Below are 6,053 nucleotides of genomic sequence, written 5' to 3' on the forward strand. Positions count from 1 at the left end.
TCGTCATTCCTTTGGCTCGAAGGCGGCCAGCAGCCGGTGGAGCTCGTCACTGACGTGCTCCTCGACACCGGCAGGAAGGGGAGGGCGCATCACCATGCCGAGGACGAGGTAGACGATCATGGTTGCGGCGGCGTCCGTGTCGATATCGCCGCGTACGCGTCCGTCGCGCTGCCCGGCGCGCAACCATTCGACGATGGTCTCGTGCCAGGCGCCGTGCCAGGTGGCGAGCATGGCTCGCAGTTCGGCGTCCTCACGCGCGGCCCAGGTCATCTCGTTGAGCAGCCGGAAACGTCCCGGCTCCGCCTCGGCCTGGCGGGACAGCCCGGTGAGCATCGTCCGCAGTGCGGCCGGCCCGTCGTCCCAGTCGGCGTCCAACCGCAGGGGAGCGAGCATCTGCTCACGGATCGTGTGCTCCAGCACGGCTCGGACCAGGTCGTTCTTGGTGGGGAAGTAATAGTGCAGGGTGGCGACCGTGATGCCGGCCTCGGCGGCGATGTCGCGGGTGCGCGCCCCCTCCAGGCCGGAGCGGACCATGGCGCGGTAGCCCGCGGAGATCAGTCGCTCGCGGCGTTCCTCGGCGCGTGGCCCGGGCCTGGCGCGCTTGACCGTCATGGTGCCCGCCCTTTCTATCAACTGATAGAAAGCTAGCCGCAGGCCCTGAAGGCTGTCAATCAATTGATAGAAACGGGCGTGTGATGGGTGGCTCTAGGGCAACCGCTGCTCACACACGCTGGAGCAGGAGGGTGACGAAACCGAGCACGCCGCGGTAGCCGGTGAGCCACATGTCACGGTGCTCCGGCATGACGGCCATGGCGTGCTCGCCATCGGGGGCGGGGTTGCGGCGGCCCAGCGGGCCAGCGTGCCGGTCCACGACAACTCATACTCGTCCCATTCGGCCAGGTCGCTCACATGGCCGTAGACGGTCACCCAGCCGCCGTACTCCGCCGCCGCGATCGTGCCGGCCAGGTCGGGGAACGTCCCGAGGGCCGCGGCGAGGGCGGGATCGGGAGTGCGTTCCCAGAATCCCTCGCCGATCAGCGCCAGCCCGCCGGGGCGGACGAAACGGGAGACGGCGTCCATGGTCTCCTTCAGGCCGCCGAAGGCGTGGGTGGAGCCGACGCAGAGCACCAGGTCGTACGGGTCGGTGGCGGGGAACTCCGTGGCGGGCGTCAGGTGCAGCGACAACCGGTCGGACAGGCCGCGTGCGGCCGCGGCGCGTTCGGCGGCGGCGATGGCGTGCGGAGAGAGGTCCACGCCGTCGGCGACGGCCGACGGGACGAGTTCGAGCGCTCGCAGTGACCACGCAGCCTCGCCGCAGCCGAGGTCGAGGATGCGGGCCCGTCCTTCTTCTCAGGCTCGGTGGCGCTCAAGGAGGAGGCGGGCGGTGGCGGCCATGGCCTCGTCCACCATCTCGCCCTCGAACCGCACCGCCCCCGACCCGCTCGCCTGCGCCGTCTCCACGGCCGCCACCAGCCGGGCGCAGCGGTCCAGTTCCTCAGGGCCGGGGGAGAAGACCTCGTTGATCGCGGGCACGTGGGAGGGATGGATCGCCATCATGCCCTCGTAGCCGAGAGCGCGGTTCTGCTCGGCGAAGGCACGCAAGCCGCCGAGGTCGGCGACGCGGGTCCACAGTCCGGCCACGGGGTTGGGCGTGCCGGCGGCACGCACGTCCAGGAGCACGCGGGAACGCAGTCCCAGCGTCTCGGTACCGGCCGGGCTCCAGCGGTAGCCGACGGCGCGCTCGACGTCGCCGCCGGGCGCGGTGACGGCGCCCAGGTAGGCGACCCGCCCGGCTGCCCGGCCGATCTCGTACGCCTCCCGTAGCGCTGTGGCCGTCTCCAGCAGCGGCACCAGTGCGATGTGACCAGGGGGCAGGTCGCGCTCGCGTTCGCACCAGCCGAGCAGCCGGTCCGCCAGCCGCACGTCGTCAGGGCCGCTCACCTTGGGCAGCACGACTCCCGCGAGCCGCTCGTGCGCGATCGCCCGCAGCTCCTCGGCCGCCGGCCAGCCGTCCAGTGCGTTGACGCGGACGAACAAGGCCATGGGGCCGGTCGAGTCCGCCACCGCCTCGGCCGCCGCGTACTTCGTCGAGCGGGGATACGCCGCGGCGATCTGCAACGCCCGCGGCTCGGGCGACTCCCCAGGCCGCCTGGACCCGTTCAGCGCCCAGGAGCAGCGCGACAACTACGACCTCATCGAGTGGCTGGCCGCCCGGCCATGGTCGACCGGCCGCATCGGGCAGACCGGCGTCAGCTACGGCGGCCACGCGTCCCTGCTCGTCGCCGTCAACAAGCCGCCTCACCTGGCCGCCGTCATTCCCGTGGACGGCATCAGCGACTGGTACGAGAACACCATCTACCGAGGCGGCATCTACTCCGCCAGGATCCGCGACTGGCAGCGCGCCGTCGCCCCGGACACCCTGACCACGTACGCGCAGCATCCGCTCTACGACGACTTCTGGCGCGAACGCAGCGTCAAGTCCCGCTACGCGGACCTCGACGTCCCGGTCCTGGAGATCGCCGGCTGGTACGACCGCTACCGCGGCGGCATGGTGGAGAACTTCCAGGCCCGCCCGCACAACGTGTGGCTGGTGGCGGGCCCGTGGGTGCACGGCTGGCCGGCCGGGCAGCCCGCCGACATCGGCAACGGGGCGTACCTCGCCTGGTGGGACCGCTGGCTGGCACGACGGCCCGGCGCGCCCCTGCCCGCCGCCAAGGTGACCTCCTACGAGGCGCCCGGAACGGGCTGGCGGCAGTTCACGACCTGGCCGCCTTCCGGGGCCCGGCGGGTACGGCTCGGCCTCGGCGCGGACGGCGTCCTGTCACCCGATCCCGGAGCGGCGGCGACCCGGACGTTCGAGGTCAACACCCAGCCGGTCGCGGGCGGGCCCGGGCAGCGGCTGGCGTTCCAGACCGGGCCGCTCCCGCGCGACCTGGTGCTGGCCGGTGACGTCCAGGCGAGCGTACGTGCTTCGTTCACCGCCGCCGACGGCAACATCGCGGTCGTGGTGGAGGACGTCGCCCCTGACGGCACGGCCACGCGCGTCACCCAGGGCTGGCTGAAGGCGAGTCATAGGCACGGCCACGAGCGGGCGGTCCCGGTGCGCCCGGGCAAGGTGTACGACCTCGACCTCCGCACCTGGCCCACCCACTACCGGGTGCCCGCCGGACACACCATCCGGGTCACGGTGTCCAGTGACGACTACCCGGAGATCGACTCCGACGCCCCCGCCGGCCAGGTGGCACTGCGGCTCGGCCACGGCGGCTCGGCCGTCACGCTGACGACCCGCTGGCTCAGCCCGGCCCTCGGGCTTGTGCCATGATCGAGCACATGCCGATCCCCAGAGCGGTCGCCGTGGTCGTCGACGGAGCCCGAGTGCTGATCATCAAACGCTTTCTCAGACTGGGGAGCTCAGAGGCGTGCCCCATGTGCCAGGCCTACGGCGAGCGGGGGCCGATGTGCCTCGGTCACCACTACGCCGTACTGCCCGGCGGCCATGTCGAGGAGGGCGAGGCCGCTGGGGCGGCGGCGCGGCGTGAGCTGTACGAGGAGACGACGCTCGAGGGCAGGGTCGATCGGTTGCTGTGGAAGGGCCGGCACAACCGGCGTCCTGCCTCGTATTTCCTGATGGCGGACGTCACGGGCACGCCCGTCCTGTCCGGGGAGGAGGCCGCCGAGCACGGTCCGGACAACAGCTTCGAGCTCATGTGGGTGACCGCCAAGGAATTCGACGCGCTGAACCTGCATCCCGCCGACATCCGTGAGCCGCTCGCGGCGCTGTTGCGGCACGGCGATAGGCCCAGCTGACCCGAGCTCGACGGCCTTCCGCGCCGGGAGGAGGGGTCAGGCGGCCGCGGCGTGGCCGCGGACCAGGCGGCCCACCTCGGCGCGCAGGTGCACGAAGTCGGGGTGCTCGCGGGTGGTGATCTGGTCGCGGGGTCCGGGCAGGTCCACCTTGAGGTCGCCCACCACGTGCGCGGGCGCGTTCGACAGCACCACCACGCGGTCGCCGACGTAGACGCTCTCGTCGATGTCGTGCGTGATGAGCACGATCGTCATCTGGTGGTGGCCGCGTACCTTGAGCACCAGGTCTTCCAGATCCTCCCGGGTCTGGGCGTCCACCGAGCCGAACGGCTCGTCCATGAGCATCAACGACGGCCGGTACGCCAGCGCCCGCGCGATCGCCACCCGCTGTTGCATACCGCCCGACAGCTGGAACGGGTATTTGCGCTCCGCGCCCGACAGCCCCACCGACTCCAGCGCCTCGTGGGCGGCCTCGCGGCGCGCCTTCTTGTCCATGTTCCTGCGGCGCAGCGGCAGCGCCACGTTGTCCGCCACCGACATCCACGGGAACAACGAGCGGCTGTAGTCCTGGAAGACCACGGCCAGGTTGTCCGGCGTCTGGCGCACGAGGTTGCCCTCGACCTTGACCTGGCCGCCCGTCGGCGTGATGAGGCCGGCGATCGAGCGCAGCAGCGTCGACTTCCCGCAGCCCGACGGCCCGACGATGCACAGCAGCTCGCCCGCGGCGACGCTCAGGTTGAGGCCTTCGATGGCGTGGTGCGCGTTCGGGGTGCCGCCGCCGTAAACGTGGGAGAGATTCTCTATCTCGAGCAATGGAATTCCTTGGGGGGCGAGACCGGAGTCAGCACAAGACTGTAGCGGAGCAGGGAAAGCTGGACATGTCGGTCAGGTAAACCTGTTCAGGGCGTTGATCCTACTCCGTGAGTTGCTGAGCGGCGTGGTGCCAGCCGAGCACCCGGCGCTCCACGACCAGGAACAGTTCGTTCAGCAGGTAGCCCAGCACCCCGAGCAGCACGATCCCGGCCCACATGGACAGGGGGTCGGTCTGGTCCTTCGCGAAGGTGATCTGGAATCCGATGCCGTTCGTGGTGCCGGGCAGCAGCTCGGAGAACACCATGACGATCAAGGACAGCGACAGGGCCAGCCGCAGACCGGCGAACATCTTGGGCAACGCCGACGGCAGGATCACCAGGCGCAGCCGTTCGGCCCGGGTCAGCCGGAACACCTGGCAGGTCTGCAGGTGCAGGGGCTCCACCGAGCGGGCGCCGTCGGCGGTGTTGAGGAGCACCGGCCACAGGATGCTGAACATGATGAACGCCAACTGCATCCGCAGCCCGAACCCGAACACCAGGAACACGCTGACCAGCGCGGGAGGCGGGATCGCGCGCAGGAACTGCAGCACCCCGTCGAGATAGTCGTACACCCGTGCGGACAGCCCCACCGCCAGCCCGAGCACGACCCCGGCCAGCGCGCCCCCGGTGAACCCGGCGGCCATCCGGCCGAGGCTCGGCAGGATGTTCTCGATGGCCGTGTCGGTCAGGAACAACGTGGTGGGCGGCCCGGAGAACCACATGGTGTGCATCCGCGCCACGATCGTGCTGGGCGCCGGGAAGAATGGGCTGCCCGCGACCCTGGTGACGGTCTCCCAGACCACGATCAGCACGACGAGCACCAGCCAGCGGAACGCCGCCGTCCGCTCCCGGGGTCGCGCACGCGGTGGTCGTCTCGTCCGACGGGCTGCCGCTTGCGGCTTCGTCGGGTTTCCCGGCCGACCGGGCTGATCAGCTGGCCGCCATCGCCTCGGGCCTGGTGAGCCTGACGCAGGGCGCGGCCAGGGTGTTCGAGGGCGGCGCCGTGAACCAGACGATCGTGGAGATGCAGCGCGGCCTGATGTTGATCATGGCGATCAGTGACGGCTCGTGCTTGGCGGTGCTGGCCGCTCCGGACTGCGACATGGGTCTGGTGGCGTACCAGATGACGCTGATGGTCGATCGCGCCGGTCAGGTGCTGACTCCGGCTGTGCGCGCGGAGCTGCGCGCCAGCCAGACCAGGTGATGTGAGTGACGAACCCATCGTGGAACAGCGGCGGGTGGAACAGCGGCGGCTGGGAACCCCCGCCGCCCACGCCCGTCAGTTCGGACCCCGCCTCGCCGGTGCGTCCCTACGCCGTCACCGGCGGGCGGACGGCGCCCAAGGTCAAGCTGGCGATGGAGGCTCTGGTGTCCTCGGCGACCGCTGAGCACCGGGAG

The 6,053-nt window shown here is 70.8% G+C and carries 9 protein-coding genes; 4 read left to right on the top strand and 5 right to left on the bottom strand.

The features are described 5' to 3' along the window. Positions 1 to 3: 3 nt before the first annotated feature. The 3 genes from EDD27_RS53770 to EDD27_RS53780 form a co-directional block, all read right to left on the bottom strand. On the bottom strand, positions 4 to 612 hold the full coding sequence (locus tag EDD27_RS53770) for a TetR/AcrR family transcriptional regulator (RefSeq protein ID WP_127940362.1): 609 nt from the start codon (positions 610 to 612) through the stop codon (positions 4 to 6). Positions 613 to 705: 93 nt separating this feature from the next. Beyond that, positions 706 to 1,332 carry a methyltransferase domain-containing protein gene (locus EDD27_RS53775; RefSeq protein ID WP_206642346.1) on the bottom strand — a complete coding sequence of 209 codons (627 nt, stop codon included), beginning with the start codon at positions 1,330 to 1,332 and terminating at the stop codon, positions 706 to 708. An 18-nt stretch (positions 1,333 to 1,350) separates the two neighbouring features. Then, the gene (locus EDD27_RS53780) at positions 1,351 to 2,043 is read right to left on the bottom strand and encodes an HpcH/HpaI aldolase/citrate lyase family protein (RefSeq protein WP_127940363.1); all 693 of its coding nucleotides are present in this window, start codon (positions 2,041 to 2,043) and stop codon (positions 1,351 to 1,353) included. Here EDD27_RS53780 and EDD27_RS53785 point away from each other — a divergent pair. Then, the gene (locus EDD27_RS53785; RefSeq protein ID WP_127940364.1) at positions 2,042 to 3,322 is read left to right on the top strand and encodes a CocE/NonD family hydrolase; all 1,281 of its coding nucleotides are present in this window, start codon (positions 2,042 to 2,044) and stop codon (positions 3,320 to 3,322) included. The genes EDD27_RS53780 and EDD27_RS53785 overlap by 2 nt on opposite strands. Positions 3,323 to 3,330: 8 nt before the next feature. Next, positions 3,331 to 3,807, top strand: a complete 477-nt coding sequence (locus EDD27_RS53790; RefSeq protein ID WP_206642061.1) for an NUDIX domain-containing protein — start codon at positions 3,331 to 3,333, stop codon at positions 3,805 to 3,807. A 36-nt stretch (positions 3,808 to 3,843) separates the two neighbouring features. Here EDD27_RS53790 and EDD27_RS53795 read toward each other — a convergent pair whose 3' ends face one another. Further along, on the bottom strand, positions 3,844 to 4,617 hold the full coding sequence (locus EDD27_RS53795) for an ABC transporter ATP-binding protein (RefSeq protein ID WP_127940366.1): 774 nt from the start codon (positions 4,615 to 4,617) through the stop codon (positions 3,844 to 3,846). Between the two features lie 100 nt (positions 4,618 to 4,717). Further along, positions 4,718 to 5,467 carry an ABC transporter permease gene (locus EDD27_RS53800; RefSeq protein WP_241564764.1) on the bottom strand — a complete coding sequence of 250 codons (750 nt, stop codon included), beginning with the start codon at positions 5,465 to 5,467 and terminating at the stop codon, positions 4,718 to 4,720. A gap of 53 nt (positions 5,468 to 5,520) precedes the next feature. On the opposite strand from EDD27_RS53800, the gene EDD27_RS53805 reads away from it, so the two are divergent. Both EDD27_RS53805 and EDD27_RS53810 read left to right on the top strand, forming a co-directional pair. After that, positions 5,521 to 5,859, top strand: a complete 339-nt coding sequence (locus EDD27_RS53805) for a roadblock/LC7 domain-containing protein (protein ID WP_127940368.1) — start codon at positions 5,521 to 5,523, stop codon at positions 5,857 to 5,859. A 5-nt stretch (positions 5,860 to 5,864) separates the two neighbouring features. Continuing rightward, on the top strand, positions 5,865 to 6,053 hold a 189-nt coding region (locus EDD27_RS53810; RefSeq protein WP_127940369.1), incomplete at its 3' end, for a DUF742 domain-containing protein.

Source organism: Nonomuraea polychroma (assembly GCF_004011505.1).
Lineage (GTDB): Bacteria > Actinomycetota > Actinomycetes > Streptosporangiales > Streptosporangiaceae > Nonomuraea > Nonomuraea polychroma.

Coding starts and splice junctions, on each gene's coding strand:
- EDD27_RS53770 (WP_127940362.1), bottom strand. CDS start 612: ATGACGGTCAAGCGCGCCAGGCCCGGGCCACGCGCCGAGGAACGCCGC.
- EDD27_RS53785 (WP_127940364.1), top strand. CDS start 2,042: ATGGGGCCGGTCGAGTCCGCCACCGCCTCGGCCGCCGCGTACTTCGTC.
- EDD27_RS53790 (WP_206642061.1), top strand. CDS start 3,331: ATGCCGATCCCCAGAGCGGTCGCCGTGGTCGTCGACGGAGCCCGAGTG.
- EDD27_RS53780 (WP_127940363.1), bottom strand. CDS start 2,043: ATGGCCTTGTTCGTCCGCGTCAACGCACTGGACGGCTGGCCGGCGGCC.